This window comes from uncultured Jatrophihabitans sp. (genome assembly GCF_964244045.1).
Taxonomy (GTDB): domain Bacteria; phylum Actinomycetota; class Actinomycetes; order Mycobacteriales; family Jatrophihabitantaceae; genus Jatrophihabitans.
Map to the genome: position 1 here is coordinate 177,664 of NZ_CAXTHK010000002.1, position 12,968 is coordinate 190,631.

Genomic DNA, 12,968 nt, shown 5'->3' on the forward strand with positions numbered 1-12,968 from the left:
CTCGGGTCGACTCAGTGGGTGGGCGGTTCGGGGTTGCGGCCGCCGGCCAGGTTCGGCCGGTCCTGCGGACGCGGGTGCTTGTAGAAGGCGAGCTGATCGGCCGGGATCGGATACTCGATGTTGCCGAACGGCGAGTGGGCGCCGGCCGCTTCGGAGACGAGTTCGGAGACGTTGAACTCTTCCTCGGGATCGTCACGGAACTGCTCGGGAAGACGAGGCGTGCTCATGCTCGGGACCTCTCGGGCTGGGTGCGGTAGCGGTTCGGACCGGACGATCCAGTGTGCCACGGGCGGCGTGAAGACCGGTGGCGCCCGGGCAGTAGATTGGCGTTCTATCCCCCGCGCGTCAGTCGATCTAGGAGTCCCCGGTGCCTTCCGGCAAGGTCAAGTTCTTCAACACGGACAAGGGTTTCGGCTTCCTGTCCAACGACGAGGGCGACGACGTCTTCGTCCACAAGGATGCCCTGCCTGACGGCCTGACCGAGCTCAAGGCCGGGCAGCGCGTCGAGTACGGCGTGGTGTCCGGGCGCAAGGGCAACCAGGCGATGCAGGTGCGCGTCCTCGACCCGGTGCCCTCGGTGACCCGCAACGTCCGCATGCCGGCCGAGGAGATGGCCCCGCTCGTCGAGGACCTCATCAAGCTGCTGGACAGCACCTCGAACTCGCTGCGCCGCGGTCGCTACCCCGACCGTCCCGAGGCCCGCAAGATCGCCGGCCTGCTGCGTCGCTTCGCGGACAATCTAGAAGCCTGAGCTGTGTCAGACGCCTGGAGAGCGTCGGTCGTACAGCGCCCTCGCTTCGCTCGGGAGCTTGCTCCCTCCGCACCTCGCTAGCGCTCGGTCCGCAAGCTCGCTGCGCTCGCGCGGCCAGGCGGCTGTTCGCGCGAGCGCTCATCGCGTTGGTGGTTGCCTTTCAACCGTGGCTGCCGGGTCCCAAACCGGTCGGGCTTCGGGTCAGCGCAGTTTCGGGCTCGCGGGGGTCAATTTCGCGGTGTGGGCGCGGTTGAGGAGGGCTTCGATGGCGGCGTAGCCCTCGTCGCTGAGGTCGCGGGTGAACTCGTTGACGTAGAGCGCGATGTGTTGGGCTTGGACATCGGGGGACATCTCGTCGGCGTGTGCAGCGACGTAGGCCGCGGACGCCGACGGGTCGGCCCAGGCGTGTTCGACCGACGCCCGCGCGGCTCGGGTGAGCGCATCGATGTCGAGGGAGCGCTTGGCCAGGATCGCGCCGAGCGGGATGGGCAGGCCGGTGTCGGACTCCCACCACGCGCCGAGGTCGACGAGCGAGGTGAGCCCGAAGCTCGGGTAGGTGAAGCGGGCCTCGTGGATCACCAGTCCGGCGTCGTACGCGCCGTCGCGGACCGCCGGCATGATCGACGTGAACGGCACGACGTCGATGCGGGCCGGACGTTGCCCGGTGGCCCAGAGCCGGAACAGCAGGTAGGCCGTCGACCGTTCGCTGGGGACCGCGACCGTGCGTCCATCCAGGGACGGGATGTCGCCGCGCGTCAGCACCAAAGGCCCGCACCCCCGACCGAGCGCGCCCCCGCTGGGCAGCAGGGTGTAGTCGTCGAGAAGCCACGGCAGGGCGGCGTAGGACACCTTGACGACGTCGAACTCGCCACGCTCGGCGGCGGTGTTGGTGACGTCGATGTCGGCGAAGGTGACGTCGACGGGCGGGGCGCCCTCGAGCAGACCGTGCGACCACGCGTAGAAGACGAACGTGTCGTTGGGGCACGGGGAGTGCGCGAGCTTCATGCGGATACCTCTCTTTCGGCGGCCAGCACGGCCGCGACTGCGGAGCCGAGCGCGTCCAGCGCCTCGGGGATGCGCCACGCCGCGCGGTCGCGGGGGCCGACGGCGTTGGACACCGCGCGCAGCTCGGCGAAGGCGACACCGTAGGCACGTGCCGCAGCCGCGACGCCCGCGCCCTCCATACCCTCGGCGCGCGCGTCCGGGTGCCGGCGGACGAGTTCGGCAGCGTTGGCTGCCGACCCGGTGACGGTGCTGACGGTGAGGATCGTGCCGAGGTGGCCGCCGGTGCGGTCGGCGAGTTCGACGGCCAGTTTCGGCGCGACGTCATAGCGGTCGACGCCGAACCCGAGCTCCGACATCGGCAGGAAGCCGTCGGCGCTCTCGGCGCCCAGATCGGCGTGCACGATGGCAGAGGCCACCGCGACGTCACCGACGCTTAGCGGGGCGAAACCACCGCCGATGCCGGTACACACGACGATCTCGGCCATTCCTTCGGCGAGTGCACGCGCGGTGTTGGCTGCCGCCGCGGCCGGCCCGACGCCGACGGTGATGACGCGAGCTTCAGGTCCCGTCGCGAGACGGATCGCGTCGCGTTCGGCGTCGACAGCTGTCACGATCAGGATCGGTGTGGACGGCATCAGTCGACGCTGCGCGGGACGCCACCGCCCGGCTGGCCCTGCGGGTGCATTCCCGCCGCTTGGGGCGGGAGCGCGCGCAGCCGCAGGACAACCACCGCGGCCACTACGCCGGTGATCACGGTGGCTACCAGAAGGGCGATGGTGCCGTCGCCGGTGTCGGAGCTGGGCAGGGCGACGCCGAGCGCGGCGCCGATCACCCAGGCAAGCTGAAGGAACGTCTCGGACTTGCCGAACGCGCTCGAGCGCAACGTCTCGACGACGTCGTTCTGGATCAGCGAGTCGAGCGCGATCTTCGACAGCGAGTTCAGGGCCGACACGACGAGCATGGCCACGATGGCGACCAGGATGCTGAAGGTCAGCGCGGCGACGAGCAGGGTTGCGAATCCGATGACGGTCGAGATCACGATGAGCGACTCGGGCTTGGCCATCCGCAGCCGCGTGCCGATGGCGGTGCCGATGAAGTTGCCCAAGCCAGCGGCCCCGACCACGCCGCCGAGCTCGAGGGCACCGGTCACCCCGTGCTGCGTCGACTCGACGTAGAACGCGAGGTAGATCGTCAGCATGCCGGACAGCAGGCGGAGCACCGACTGGCCCTGCAGCGCGATGACCAGGTGCGCCGCGAATCCGCGCCGCGCCCACTGGTGGATCCGCGCGATCGGCGGCACCTTGTCCTGACGGCGCGGCCGAACGGGTTCCTCCGGGTGCCGTGGCGCGGGCTGCGCGGAGTCGACCTGCTTCGGCAGCAGGAAGGCGAAGAACGCGCATGCTGAGAAACCAACCGCGGTGACAATCAGCCCGGCACCGTAGGAACCGGTGACCCTGATAATGGCGCCGACCAGGCCGCCGAGCACGATCGTCGAACCGAGCCCGAAGATCGTCAGCTTGGCGTTGGCGGCGGTGAGCGACATGCCGGCCGGAACGAGCCGCGGCGCGGCGGCCGCGCGCAGCACGCCGTAGGCCTTCGACAGCACCAGCGAGCCGAGTGCGCACGGGTAGAGCACCAGCAGGTCAGTGGGATGCATGGCCATGATCAAAGCCAGGACGGCCCGGCCGATCGCGGTGCCGGCCATCGTCCAGCGCCGACCGTGCTGCAACCGGTCGAGAGCGGGGCCGATCACCGGAGCGACAAGGGCGAACGGAGCCATGGTGACGAGCAGGTACAGCAGGACGTTGCCGCGCTGGGCGCTCGACGAAGCACCGAAGAACACCGTGCCGGCCAGCGCGACAGTGATCATCGCGTCGGTGCCGTAGCTCAGCACCTGGTTCCAGATCAGCGCGGTGAGACCTGATTCCTTCGCGCCGTCTGCCTCGCTGAGCGAGATGACCTTGCGCGTGACGACCCGTGCGGCCTTGTTGGTGCCGGTGACAGTGGCCTTGCCCAGTTGCAGCGCAGCCTTGCCCACCGTCGGCGACTCGCCGGTAACGGTCGTGCCGGTGTGATAAGTCGACGAACCGTAGTGCAGTCCCTCGCGGTAGCCGTAGCGCTCGTCGTCGCGGTAGCGCGGTGGCTCGCGGTGGTCGGTGGGGTAGTGATCCGTGTCGTCCGGATAGCGGTAGGCACCGCGGGACTCGGCGGGCGGTGCGGCCGCGGGCTCGTAAGTGCGGGTGCCGTTGGGCGGGTCCTCGCGCTGGACGGGTAGGTGGTGGGTGGTGTGCGCGGAGCGGCCGAACCGCCCGTGCGGCCGGTCGTCGCTGCGCTTACCCACGCGTCCATCCTGCCCCACCAGGGACGCCATTACCGGGGGTGGCGGGCGCAGGACTCGCACGTCGGACAGAATGGTGGGTGTGACGAGCACCGAACCCGCCGAAGACACCCGCACCGAGCTCGATGCCGTGCTGAGCGCCGCCGTCGAGCTCGCCCGCACCGCGGCGCGTGAGGTGGGCGGGGAGCACGTCGGCGAGCATGCCGGGTCACGCGCCGAACCGGCGAGCGACGGTGCGTACGTCGTCACCCATGCGTTCGCCAGCACGTTGCCGGGTTACGTCGGCTGGCACTGGGCGGTCACCCTCGGCCGAGTCGACGATGACGAGCAGGTGACCGTCGACGAGGTTGTGCTGCTGCCCGGTGACACGGCGCTGCTCGCGCCCGCCTGGGTGCCGTGGGACGAGCGGGTACAGCCCGGCGATCTGAGTCCCGGCGACCTGCTGCCGCCGCGCGCCGACGACCCCCGCCTGGTGCCCGCCTACGTCGACTCCGACGACCCGGCCGTCGAAACCGTCGCCTTCGAGCTCGGCCTCGGTCGTGAGTTCGTCATGTCGCGCGACGGTCGCCTCGACTCCGCCGAACGTTGGTATGCAGGCGGCCGGGGCCCCGACTCGCCGATGGCCCGCCAGGCGCCTGCGCACTGCGGCACCTGCGGGTTCTTCCTGTCGCTCGCCGGTTCACTGGCGGCTGGCTTCGGGGTCTGCGGCAACGAGGTCACCGACAGCGACGGCGCAGTGGTCAGCGTCGAGTACGGCTGCGGCGCGCACTCCGGCGTGGCGGCCGAATCGACCAAGCTGACCGAGGCGCCCGAGCTGGTCTGGGACGACGGCGACGAGATCACGGTCAACGAGGTCAGCCCCGAGCCGCACCCAGAGGTCACGGAGCCGGCGGTGGAGTCAGAGGGTGCGGCCGATGCGCCTGTGCCGCAGCATGATGGCGTAGCCGCAGAAGCCGAGCAGGAAACCGGCGACTGACGACCACAGCGTGATGCGGTGCCCGTGTTCGCCCAACCAGCGGTAGAACGGCAGCTGCACCACGACCGCGACGAACCACAGTGCGGTGCCGACGGCCACGATCCGGCGGGTGTTCATCTGCACCGCGGGGGGCTGCACGAGCTGGCGATCGCTGGGCACCTCCCGAGCCTACGACCGCGGGCTTGGCCACGGGGACTTCGTTAGCTAGTCTAACTATCGTGGCGGCGGTGACGAAGACCCCGGCGGCCGAGCTGGCCTCCCTGCTGCGACCCGCGCTGCTGCGGCTCACCCGGCTGGTGCGCAACCAGCGCGTCGACACCTCGATCACGCTCACCAGCCTGTCCGCCATGGCCACGCTCGCCAAACACGGCGCCATGAGCGCCGGCGACCTCGCCACTTGCGAGAAGGTTCAGCCGCCGTCGATGACGAAGGTGCTCTCGACGCTCGAGGACCACGGCCTGGTCAGTCGCGAGCCGCACCCGAGCGACAAGCGGCAAGCGATCATTGCCATTACCGATGCCGGGGTGGCGTTGCTGGACGACGAGCGGCGCTCCCGCGATCGCTGGCTGTCGCGCCAGCTGGAGACCCTGACCGCCGAGGAGCGGGCCCTGCTCGAACATGTGGTGCCGATCTTGGACAAGCTGGCCGACCAGTGACGTCGGTGGCGTCCCGACCGACGCTCCCGCCCTCCGACCCCGCCACGGCCCCCGACCGCGGTGTGTTCCGCGCACTGCGCACCCGAAACTTCCGGCTCTACGCCGGCGGTCAGTTGGTGTCGCTCACCGGCACGTGGATGCAGCGCGTCGCGCAGGACTGGCTGGTCCTCGAGCTCACGAACTCCGGCACCGCCCTCGGCATCGTCACCGCCCTGCAGTTCGGTCCGCAGCTGGTGCTCGGGGTGTGGGGCGGCGTGGTCGCCGACCGGGGCGACAAGCGGCGCATCCTGCTCGGCACCCAGACCGGCCTGGCGATCGTCGCCCTCGCCCTCGGCGTGCTCGACGTCGCCGGTGTCGTCGCCTACTGGCAGGTGCTCGTGCTCGCCCTGGCCCTGGGCCTGGTCACCGCGATCGACACCCCGGTACGGCAGTCGTTCGTGGTCGAGATGGTCGGCCGCGACGACCTCGCCAACGCCGTCGGCATCAACTCGACGATCTTCAACACCGGGCGCATCCTCGGTCCTGCCGCGGCCGGCGTCATGATCAGCGCCGTCGGCACCGGGTGGGCGTTCGTGGCCAATGCGTGCTCGAGCATTGCCGTGCTAGCCGCTCTTGCCCTGATGCGTCGCGACGAGCTGTTCCCGTCGCCGGCCGTCGAGCGCGGTCCCGGGCAGCTGCGCGAAGGTTTCGCCTACGTCCGCGCCCGGGCCGACCTCATGCTGGCCATGGTGTTGATCTTTGTCGTGGGCACGTTCGGCTTGAACTTCCAGATCACCTCGGCGTTGCTGGCCAAGGACGTCTTCCATCGCGGCGCCAGCGGCTACGGGCTGCTCTCGACGTCGCTGGCCGTCGGCGCCGTGGTAGGTGCCGTGCTGGCCGCGCGCCGCGTGCGTCGTCCCTCGCCGGGTTTCCTGCTGCTGGCCGTCACCGGTTTCGGTACCGCCGAGATCGTCAGCGGCCTGATGCCGACCTTCCTGCTCACCGCGCTGCTGCTCGTTCCCACCGGCCTGGCCATGCTCACCATCACGACGGCGGCGAACAGCTCGGTGCAGCTCGGTGTCAGCCCGACCATGCGCGGGCGCGTCATGGCGCTGTACCTCGTCTGCTTCCTCGGCGGTACGCCGTTGGGCGCCCCGATCATGGGCTGGATCGGTGAGACAGCCGGGCCGCGCTGGGCCGTCGTGGGCGGTGGGCTCGTCTGCGTGCTCAGTGCGCTGATCGTGGCGGTCGTGCACGCCCGTCAGCGCGGCATCGGTGCCGTCGAGCTGCCGGCGCGCGCGGCGGCCCGGCTCCGGCACGCCTGATGCCGGTGCGGGCCGTCGCGGACCCGGCCGACCCCGAGTTCGACGACTTCCGCGACCTCACCGACGCCGACGTGCGCCCGGACCGCCGCGGCATCGTGATCGCCGAGGGCGTGAACGTCGTCGAGCGATTGCTCAGCTCGCCGTACCGGGTCCGCGCCGTGGTCGGCGTGCCGGCGCGTCTCGAGGCGCTGGCCCCGCACCTGCGCGAGCTAGACGCGCCGGTGCTGGCCGTCGACAAGTGGCTGCTCTCGCAGGTCGTCGGCTTCCGCGTCACCCGTGGGGTGCTGGCCTCGGCCGACCGCCCGGCCCCGCTCGACCCGGACGAGTTGATCGCCAGGTCCGACCGAATTGCGGTGCTCGAGTCGTTGAACGACTTCGAGAATCTCGGCTCGCTGTTCCGCAACGCTGCCGCGTTCGGCGTCGACGCGGTGCTGCTCGACCCGCAGTGCGCCGACCCGCTGTACCGGCGCAGCGTCCGGGTGTCGATGGGGCACGTGCTGCGGGTGCCGTTCGCGGTGCTGCCGGGCCAAGGGCCGGCGGCGCTCGACCAGGTGCGCGCGCACGGGCACCGGGTGCTCGCGCTGACCCCACGCGGCGAACAACTGTTACGCAGTCTCGACGCCCCACCCCGCTGGGCGCTGCTGCTCGGCGCGGAGGGCCCCGGGCTCACGCCGGCCACGCTCGCCGCGGCCGACATGCGGGTGCGGATCCCGATGGCCGGCGGCGTCGACTCCCTCAACGTGGCCACTGCCGCCGCGGTGGCGTTCGCGCAGCTCACCTGAACAGCGTGACGCCTGCTGTGGTCGCGATCTGGGCGGCCAGGGCGACCGGTGCAGGCGCCAAGCGGTGGTCGGCAGGCACACTGGCCGCTATGGGTCACGCGCGCGTCCGTCGTTCACTGGCGGTGCTGGCCTTGACGGTGGTCGGTACCGCAGCCTGCTCGAGTGATGCCAAGCCTGGGGCAGCCGAGCCGGCCACGGCACCGGTCACGTCGACCGCGCCGGTCGGCAGCATCCGCACGGTGGGCGCCACGCCCGAGGGCATCGTCTACGACTCGAGGTCGCAGCTGGTGGCCGTTGCCGTCCGCGACCCCGACCGCCTGCTGCTGCTCGATCCCGACACGCTCGCGGTACGCCGCAGCGTGCCGCTGCCTGGCGATGTGCGGCACCTGCAGGTTTCGGTGACCGGCAACGAGGTACTGGTGCCCGCCGAGAGCGCCCGGCAGATTCTCGAGGTGCCGCTGCCGACCGGCCCGGTGGTCGCGACGACGGTCGGCAAGCAGCCGCACGACGCGGTCCGCGCGGCCAACGGCGACGTCGTCGTCGGCAACGAGTTCGGCAAGTCCATCTCGGTGCTGCGCAACGGGCGGGTCCTGCGCACGATCAGCGACCTGACGCAGCCTGGCGGCGTGGTGGCCGCCGGCGACAGTGTGGCGGTGGTCGACGTCGGCGCCTTCTCCGTCAGCACCTACGACCTCGCCACGCTCAAGCGCACCGGCCGGATCGGCGCCGGCAAGGGGCCTACCCACGGCGTGCTCGTCGGCTCGAACCGGATCCTGGTCAGCGACACCCGGGGCGACGCGCTCCTGCTCGATACCGTTTCCCCGCTGCGTCAGACCAGCCGCCTGGCCCTGCCGGGCACGCCGTACGGACTCGCCGTCGACGCTCGCACCGCGACCGTGTGGGTCACGTTGACAGCGCTCAACCAGGTGGTCGGCGTGCGAGTGACCGGCAACCGGATGACGGTGATCGCGCGCTACCCGACCGTGCGGCAACCGAACACGGTGGCCGTCGACCCGGGCAGCCATCGGTTGTGGGTCACCGGCACCGACGACGGCGTCGTTCAGCTCATCCGCCGTTAACATGGGAGGAATCGGCTCGGCGTGGGAATGCTGGCGCTATGGATCGTCACCGGGCAACTACGTCAACAGGCGCTGTCGTCGACCAGCCGACGGTGCTCCAGCTTGCTGATCTGGTCGCTGAGGTCGATCGCAGCGGCCATGACGCCTTTCTCGTGGTCGAGCGCCACGCTGCTGCCGGCAGCGTGACCCACCTGCAGGCCAATCGCACCCACGACAGCTGGCTGCTCGAGGTCCACGATGGCGGCGTAACTCGCCGGTATCAGGCTGAGACGCCCGATCCGGCCCTCGTTTATTCAGCCGTCGCGTATTGGGTCCTGCGCAACCGCACCTGGCCCGAGCTGGCATGGCGCCGGCCGGTCGTCGGTGCCGGCCTCGCCAGGGCCGTCTGACCGATCCCCGCGAGTTCAGACCAGCGGCACGAGCTCAGACCAGCGAGTCGGCCCACGAGGAGTGCAGCTCGGCGAAGTGCCCCCTCCCGCTTTCGATCAGGTCGACGGGCGTGCCGTCTTCGATAATTCGTCCGTCGGCCAGCACGACTACGCGATCTGCGATCTCAACGGTGCTCAGCCGGTGGGCGATGATCAGAGCTGTCCGACTGGTGAGCACGGTGCGCAGCGCACGCTGGACCGCCCGCTCGGCCGGGACGTCGAGTGACGAGGTGGCCTCGTCGAGGATCAGCACGGCCGGGTCGGCCAGGAACGCCCGGGCGAACGCGATGAGTTGTCGCTGCCCGGCCGACAACCTCCCGCCGCGCTTTCGGACGTCGGTGTCGTAGCCCTCGGGAAGAGCGGCGATGAACTCGTGCGCGCCCACCTCGCGGGCTGCCTGTTCGATCTCGTCGCGCGTGGCGCCGAGGCGTCCGAACCCGATGTTGTCGGCAACCGAGCCCGAGAACAGGAAACCGTCCTGGGTGATCATCACGATCGCACTGCGCAGCTCGGTGTCGCAGACGTCGCGCAGGTCGACGCTATCGAGCCGCACGGTGCCCGTCGTCGGGTCGTAGAAGCGGGCCAGCAGCTTCGCGATCGTCGTCTTGCCCGCGCCCGTGGCGCCGACAAGCGCGACGGTCTGCCCGGCCGGCACCTGCAGCGACAGCTCGGGGAGCACGACGCGGTCGTCGGTGTAGGCGAATGTCACGTTGTCGAGGTCGAGCGCGCCGGCGACCGGCGTGGGCAGCTCGCGCGGGTGCTCGGGCTCCGGCACGTCCGGACGCACCGCCAGGACGCCGGCGATCTTCTCCAGCGCAGCAGTGGCCGACTGCAGCTCGCTGTAGAACAGGCCGAGATCCTCCATCGGGTCGTAGAACTGGCGCAGGTAGAGCAGGAACGAGGTCAACACGCCCAGCTCGAGGCCGCCCTCGATAACCCGCCGGCCGCCGATCAGCAGTACGGCAACCGTGGCCAGGTTGCCGATCAGGGCAGTGCCCGGGATGAACCAGGCCTGCAGCGTGAACGTGCGGCGATTGGCCTCGCGGTAGGTGTCGTTCAGATCGGCGAAGATCGCGTCGTTGCGCTTCTCGCGGCGGAAGGCCTGCACCGCGCGGATGCCGTTGAACGTCTCGACGATGTTCACGATCATCGTCGCCACGTTCTCGCGGGTGCGCCGGAAGGCGACCGCCGCACGGGCCGAGAACCAGCGGTAGAGCAGGTACAGCGGCACCAGCGCGCCGATGGCCACCAGCGCCAGCGGCACGTCGAGGACCAGCAGGACGACCGCGATGGCCACGACGTTGAACACCGCGGTCAGCAGGCCGTCGAGACCCGCCTCCAGCAGCTCGTTCAGCGTGTCTACGTCGGAGGTCAGGCGCGAGATGACCCGGCCGGACGTGAAGCGCTCGTGGAAGGCCACGGACAGCGCCTGAATATGGTCGTAGCCGCGGCGGCGCAGGTCGTACATGACGGCCTGCCCGATGCGCCCGCTGCGGATGACGAACACGGCCCGCAGCCAGGCGCCACCCAGCGCGCTGATGACAAGGGCGACCCCGACGAGGGTGAGCGAGGTGAAGTCGCCCCGCCGCGCGTCGGGCAGCGAGTCGTCGATGGCCACGCCGACGAGCCACGGTGCGGCCATGGTGAACAGCACCTGGGCCAGCGCGATGCCGAGCACGCCCCACACCCGGGCGCGGTAGGGCCGCAGCAGCTCGCGCAGCAGCGCCCGGCCGGCGCCGTGCAGGCGTGGCCGGCCGGTGGCGTCGACCGCGTCGACCGCGCGTTCGGCCCGCGCCTCTTCCGTCAGCTCGCCCTGCCAATCCGTTTCGCTCATGCGACTTCGAGCTCCGAGGTCTGGGCCAGCAGCTCGCGGTAGGCGGGCACGCTGGCCAGCAGCTCACGATGCGTCCCGACCGCAGCGACCCGACCGTCGGCGAGCAGCGCCACCCGATCGGCGAGCAGCACGGTCGACGGTCGATGCGCGACGACGAGGGCGGTGGTGTGAGCGAGCACCCGGCGCAGCGCCGACTCGACCTGCGCCTCGGTGTGCACGTCCAGCGCCGAGAGCGGGTCGTCGAGCACGAGCACCCGGGGCCGGCCGAGCACCGCGCGGGCGAGCGCGAGGCGCTGTCGCTGGCCGCCGGACAGCGACAGGCCCTGCTCGCCGATGCGGGTGTCGAGCCCGAACGGCAGGTGGTGGACGAAACCGGCTTGCGCGACCTCGATCGCCTCAGCGAGGTCGGCCTTGTCGATGCCCGATCGTCCGAGCGTGAGGTTCTCTCGGACGCTGGCCGAGAACAGCGTGGCGTCCTCGAACGCGGTGGTGACTGCGTGTCGTAGCTGGTCCAGGCGCAGGTCGCGGACGTCGACACCGCCGATGAGCACCCGGCCGCTCATGACGTCGTACAGCCGTGGCACGAGCGCAGTGAGCGTGGTCTTGCCCGACCCGACCGCGCCGACGAGCGCCATAGTCTCCCCCGGCTCGAGCGCGAGATCGACACCGCGCAGGACCTCGCTGTCGGAGCCGGGATAGCCGAAGTGCACGTCCTCGAAGACCAGGCTGGTGCCGGACTCGGCCGCCACCGGTTTGGCCGGGTCGAGCACGGTGGGTTCGGCGTCGAGCACCTCGAAGATGCGCCGCGCAGCGCTGGCCGCCTCCTCGGCAAGAGCCAGCAACCAACCGAGGGAGATGATCGGCCAGATCAGGCGCAGGTACAGCGCGACGAACGCCACGAGCGAACCCAGGCTCATCGCGCCGTGGCTGACGGCCAGCACGCCGCCCACCGTGGTGCCGGCCAGCACAAGCTGCGGATGGCCCTCCAGCGCAGCCCAGAACAGGCCGAGCGTGCGCAGCTTGACGAGTTCGGCCTGCCGCAGCCGGCGAGCGTCGGCGGTGAAACCGGCCAGCATGTGCGGGCGGCGGCCGTAGGACTTGATGACGCGGATGCCGAGCGCGGACTCCTCGACGGAGGTCGCGATGTCACCGGTGAGGTCCTGGACACGGCGGGCCTCGCGGCTGTAACGCAGCTCGAAGCGCCGGGTGAAGACCACCAGCGGGATCATCGCCACAACGACGAACAGGCCCAGCAAGAACTCGATGTGCAGCAGCAGGACGACCACGACGAGCGAGGCAACGGTATTGGCCACGAGGAACACCGCCGCGAACCCGACGAAACGCCGCAGCGTCGACAGGTCGGTGGTCATCCGCGACAGCAGCTGCCCCGACGGCCAGCGGTCGTGGAAGGCGACGGGCAGGCGCTGCAGGTGGGCGAAGAGGTCGCGGCGTAGGTCGGTCTCGATACCGAGGGCGGCGGTGGCCATCGACTGGCGCCGCGCCCAGAACAGCGCCGCCTCCGCGACCCCGAAAGCCAGGGCCAACGCCGACAGCGCCCACAGCCCGGCGGTGTCGTGGTGGCGGATGGGTCCGTCGACCACCGCGCCGACGACCAGCGGGATGAGCGACTGCACGACCATCGCGCCGGTGGCAGTGGCGACCATGACGAACACCGACAGGCGGTGCGGACGCGCCCAGTGCCACAGCCGCAGGACGGTGCGCAGCGTTCCGGCCGTGGTCCCGGCCGGGGTGTCGGACGGGGTGTCGGACGACGCCGCTGGAGCGTAGGAGTCAGGCGTCGTCACGTTGACCCAC

At 70.7% G+C, this 12,968-nt stretch carries 14 protein-coding genes; 7 read left to right on the forward strand and 7 right to left on the reverse strand.

Annotated elements, in window-relative coordinates; genetic code table 11:
• Window positions 1–11 precede the first annotated feature (11 nt).
• Window positions 12–227: a hypothetical protein gene (locus ACFFC4_RS02680; protein ID WP_375497500.1), complete on the reverse strand. Its 216-nt coding sequence runs from the start codon at window positions 225–227 to the stop codon at window positions 12–14.
• Between the two features lie 140 nt (window positions 228–367).
• Between ACFFC4_RS02680 and ACFFC4_RS02685 the strand changes: the two genes are divergently transcribed.
• Window positions 368–751: a cold shock domain-containing protein gene (locus tag ACFFC4_RS02685; RefSeq protein WP_375497502.1), complete on the forward strand. Its 384-nt coding sequence runs from the start codon at window positions 368–370 to the stop codon at window positions 749–751.
• A 201-nt stretch (window positions 752–952) separates the two neighbouring features.
• Here the strand turns inward: ACFFC4_RS02685 and ACFFC4_RS02690 are convergent, their stop codons facing one another.
• Genes ACFFC4_RS02690 through ACFFC4_RS02700 form a run of 3 tightly spaced genes read right to left on the reverse strand, consistent with a single transcriptional unit; the run spans window position 953 to window position 4,097 of the window.
• On the reverse strand, window positions 953–1,756 hold the full coding sequence (locus ACFFC4_RS02690; RefSeq protein WP_375497504.1) for a 1,4-dihydroxy-6-naphthoate synthase: 804 nt from the start codon (window positions 1,754–1,756) through the stop codon (window positions 953–955).
• Complete coding sequence (locus tag ACFFC4_RS02695) at window positions 1,753–2,391, reverse strand: futalosine hydrolase (protein WP_375497506.1); 639 nt, start codon at window positions 2,389–2,391, stop codon at window positions 1,753–1,755. The genes ACFFC4_RS02690 and ACFFC4_RS02695 overlap by 4 nt, the downstream gene beginning before the upstream one ends.
• Entirely contained in the window at window positions 2,391–4,097 is a 1,707-nt protein-coding gene (locus tag ACFFC4_RS02700) for an MFS transporter (RefSeq protein WP_375497508.1), read from the reverse strand. Before ACFFC4_RS02700 ends, ACFFC4_RS02695 begins: the two co-directional genes overlap by 1 nt.
• Window positions 4,098–4,176: 79 nt before the next feature.
• Here ACFFC4_RS02700 and ACFFC4_RS02705 point away from each other — a divergent pair, with 79 nt between their 5' ends.
• Complete coding sequence (locus tag ACFFC4_RS02705; protein ID WP_375497510.1) at window positions 4,177–5,070, forward strand: DUF3027 domain-containing protein; 894 nt, start codon at window positions 4,177–4,179, stop codon at window positions 5,068–5,070.
• Here the strand turns inward: ACFFC4_RS02705 and ACFFC4_RS02710 are convergent.
• A complete protein-coding gene (locus tag ACFFC4_RS02710) occupies window positions 4,993–5,229 on the reverse strand; it encodes a DUF2530 domain-containing protein (RefSeq protein ID WP_375497512.1) in 237 nt (78 codons plus the stop codon). The two genes, ACFFC4_RS02705 and ACFFC4_RS02710, sit on opposite strands and share 78 nt — an antisense overlap.
• A 68-nt stretch (window positions 5,230–5,297) precedes the next feature.
• Between ACFFC4_RS02710 and ACFFC4_RS02715 the strand changes: the two genes are divergently transcribed.
• The 5 genes from ACFFC4_RS02715 to ACFFC4_RS02735 are packed head-to-tail and all read left to right on the forward strand — an operon-like array spanning window position 5,298 to window position 9,280.
• Window positions 5,298–5,726, forward strand: a complete 429-nt coding sequence (locus ACFFC4_RS02715; protein ID WP_375497514.1) for a MarR family winged helix-turn-helix transcriptional regulator — start codon at window positions 5,298–5,300, stop codon at window positions 5,724–5,726.
• Window positions 5,723–7,030, forward strand: coding sequence for an MFS transporter (locus tag ACFFC4_RS02720; protein ID WP_375497516.1), 1,308 nt, complete (start codon window positions 5,723–5,725; stop codon window positions 7,028–7,030). Before ACFFC4_RS02715 ends, ACFFC4_RS02720 begins: the two co-directional genes overlap by 4 nt.
• Window positions 7,030–7,812, forward strand: coding sequence for a TrmH family RNA methyltransferase (locus ACFFC4_RS02725; RefSeq protein WP_375497518.1), 783 nt, complete (start codon window positions 7,030–7,032; stop codon window positions 7,810–7,812). The genes ACFFC4_RS02720 and ACFFC4_RS02725 overlap by 1 nt, the downstream gene beginning before the upstream one ends.
• Before the next feature lie 5 nt (window positions 7,813–7,817).
• Complete coding sequence (locus ACFFC4_RS02730) at window positions 7,818–8,891, forward strand: YncE family protein (RefSeq protein ID WP_375497520.1); 1,074 nt, start codon at window positions 7,818–7,820, stop codon at window positions 8,889–8,891.
• Between the two features lie 38 nt (window positions 8,892–8,929).
• A complete protein-coding gene (locus tag ACFFC4_RS02735) occupies window positions 8,930–9,280 on the forward strand; it encodes a hypothetical protein (protein ID WP_375497522.1) in 351 nt (116 codons plus the stop codon).
• Window positions 9,281–9,314: 34 nt separating this feature from the next.
• Here the strand turns inward: ACFFC4_RS02735 and ACFFC4_RS02740 are convergent, their stop codons facing one another.
• On the reverse strand, window positions 9,315–11,153 hold the full coding sequence (locus ACFFC4_RS02740; protein WP_375497524.1) for an ABC transporter ATP-binding protein: 1,839 nt from the start codon (window positions 11,151–11,153) through the stop codon (window positions 9,315–9,317).
• Window positions 11,150–12,958 carry an ABC transporter ATP-binding protein gene (locus tag ACFFC4_RS02745; RefSeq protein ID WP_375497526.1) on the reverse strand — a complete coding sequence of 603 codons (1,809 nt, stop codon included), beginning with the start codon at window positions 12,956–12,958 and terminating at the stop codon, window positions 11,150–11,152. The genes ACFFC4_RS02740 and ACFFC4_RS02745 overlap by 4 nt, the downstream gene beginning before the upstream one ends.
• Between the last annotated feature and the right edge of the window lie 10 nt (window positions 12,959–12,968).

Coding starts and splice junctions, on each gene's coding strand:
- ACFFC4_RS02680 (WP_375497500.1), bottom strand. CDS start 227: ATGAGCACGCCTCGTCTTCCCGAGCAGTTCCGTGACGATCCCGAGGAA.
- ACFFC4_RS02690 (WP_375497504.1), bottom strand. CDS start 1,756: ATGAAGCTCGCGCACTCCCCGTGCCCCAACGACACGTTCGTCTTCTAC.
- ACFFC4_RS02695 (WP_375497506.1), bottom strand. CDS start 2,391: ATGCCGTCCACACCGATCCTGATCGTGACAGCTGTCGACGCCGAACGC.
- ACFFC4_RS02725 (WP_375497518.1), top strand. CDS start 7,030: ATGCCGGTGCGGGCCGTCGCGGACCCGGCCGACCCCGAGTTCGACGAC.
- ACFFC4_RS02735 (WP_375497522.1), top strand. CDS start 8,930: ATGGATCGTCACCGGGCAACTACGTCAACAGGCGCTGTCGTCGACCAG.
- ACFFC4_RS02740 (WP_375497524.1), bottom strand. CDS start 11,153: ATGAGCGAAACGGATTGGCAGGGCGAGCTGACGGAAGAGGCGCGGGCC.